Annotated in this window: 1 protein-coding gene; it reads right to left on the reverse strand. The window is 57.0% G+C overall.

Annotated features, from left to right (window positions below; translation table 11 throughout):
- Positions 1-61 precede the first annotated feature (61 nt).
- Positions 62-1213 carry an integrase core domain-containing protein gene (locus PMI24_RS25330; RefSeq protein ID WP_007959106.1) on the reverse strand — a complete coding sequence of 384 codons (1152 nt, stop codon included), beginning with the start codon at positions 1211-1213 and terminating at the stop codon, positions 62-64.
- Between the last annotated feature and the right edge of the window lie 86 nt (positions 1214-1299).

A 1299-nucleotide genomic window follows, 5' to 3' on the forward strand; every position in this document is an offset into this window, starting at 1 on the left:
CCCTCACTGTAGAGACCGGTACATCCTTTACACATTAGACCGGGGACATCGTTTACACCTTTTACAGGCTTGATACGCGGTTGGCTCCGCGTTCAAGCCTGCCTAAACAGAAGGTGCAAAGGTACAACTCCCACACGTCATCAGCCACTTCCTTCAGCGCGATGTCCTCGCCGATCAGCGCTTCGCCCAAAAACATTCGTTGCCCCTTCCACTTGAACTCGCCGTTCGAGCGAACCTTGCGTACCTCAACATCAGGGCCGTATTCGACTGTAGGCAAGTAGCCCGGATACGGGCGCAACGAAGGTCTGTAGACGGAAGCCGGCGGCTTCATGCCCAGTGCGGTGTGTGGTCGATCATGGTTGAAGTCCCGGACGAACTCCTCAAAGGCCAACTGCTGGCGCACGAGATTTTCCGCAGGTGTCCGCAGTACCGCTGCTTTGAGAGTGCGGTGCATCCGTTCGTGTCGACCGTTCTGGTCAGGACGCCCAGGCGTGATTGTCTCGATGTGGATGCCATGCCTGATGAACCAGACAGACAACTTCGACAGCCGTGCCAAACCGGTCGATGCGAAAGGCGCCCCGTTATCCGTGCGGATTACGTCCGGCAATCCAAACTCCCGAAAAGCCCATTCGAACCCCTGTCGCGTCGGCTCACTGTGCGTGCCGGGCAGCGCCCGGCAGAGCAGCAGATAGCGGCTCATCTGATCGGTGATGGTCAACGGATAGCACCAATTGCCGTCCTGCATCCTGAACTGCCCTTTGAAGTCGGCACACCAGGTCTGGTTGGGTTCATCGACTGGACGTAAATGCGTCGGGGCACGCGGGCGCAAAGGATAGGGACGCCGCGCAATGACCAAGCCAGCCTTCTTCAACCACTCCCCAGCAGTGCTCGCGGCCGGCCATGGGATCTGTGGATCGGACTTTCGCAGGCGATCAATGATCTGTTTGGGGCCTCGATCAGGATGCTCGTTTTTCTTGGCCAGCAATGTGGAAATGATTTCATCCGGGGTTTGATGAGGGCAGTTCAAAGGCTTGCGGGATTGCTCTTTCAAGCCATCCACGCCGAGCGCTGCATACCGATCCAGCCATTTATCGACGGTTGGCCGGCTGACCCCATAACGCCGGCTCAATTGGCTCTTGGTGTAGCTGCCACTGAGCCAGTCACTGACTAATTTCACTCGTTGATCCATCGGGGACTCTTGATTCCAGGGCATGGTCAGCACCTCCTGACCATGATTGATACCTGTAAACCATGTCCCCGGTCTCAAACGTAAAGGATGTACCCGGTCTTTACCCACCC

Source organism: Pseudomonas sp. GM25 (assembly GCF_000282255.1).
GTDB classification, from domain to species: Bacteria; Pseudomonadota; Gammaproteobacteria; order Pseudomonadales; family Pseudomonadaceae; genus Aquipseudomonas; species Aquipseudomonas aphyarum.

Excerpts from the sequence above, each read along its gene's own strand:
- PMI24_RS25330 (WP_007959106.1), bottom strand. The coding sequence starts at position 1,213 with ATGCCCTGGAATCAAGAGTCCCCGATGGATCAACGAGTGAAATTAGTC.